We start from the raw sequence: 259 nt of genomic DNA on the forward strand, positions 1-259 counted from the left end.
GAAGTGGCTAGTCTAACCGCAAGGAGGACGGTCACCACGGTAGGATTCATGACTGGGGTGAAGTCGTAACAAGGTAGCCGTATCGGAAGGTGCGGCTGGATCACCTCCTTTCCAGAGCTATCTCGCACAAGTTGAGCGCTCACGCTTATCGGCTGTAAATTAAAGACAGACTCAGGGGTCTGTAGCTCAGTCGGTTAGAGCACCGTCTTGATAAGGCGGGGGTCGTTGGTTCGAATCCAACCAGACCCACCATTGTCTG

The 259-nt window shown here is 53.7% G+C and carries 1 tRNA gene and 1 rRNA gene; both read left to right on the forward strand.

The features are described 5' to 3' along the window. Positions 1-111, forward strand: a 16S ribosomal RNA gene (locus tag H0X95_RS35835); the annotation flags it as partial. A gap of 64 nt (positions 112-175) precedes the next feature. After that, a tRNA-Ile gene (locus H0X95_RS35840) sits at positions 176-252 on the forward strand. Positions 253-259: the final 7 nt, after the last annotated feature.

This window comes from Burkholderia sp. 9779_493, assembly GCF_015712215.1.
Classification (GTDB): domain Bacteria; phylum Pseudomonadota; class Gammaproteobacteria; order Burkholderiales; family Burkholderiaceae; genus Burkholderia; species Burkholderia cenocepacia.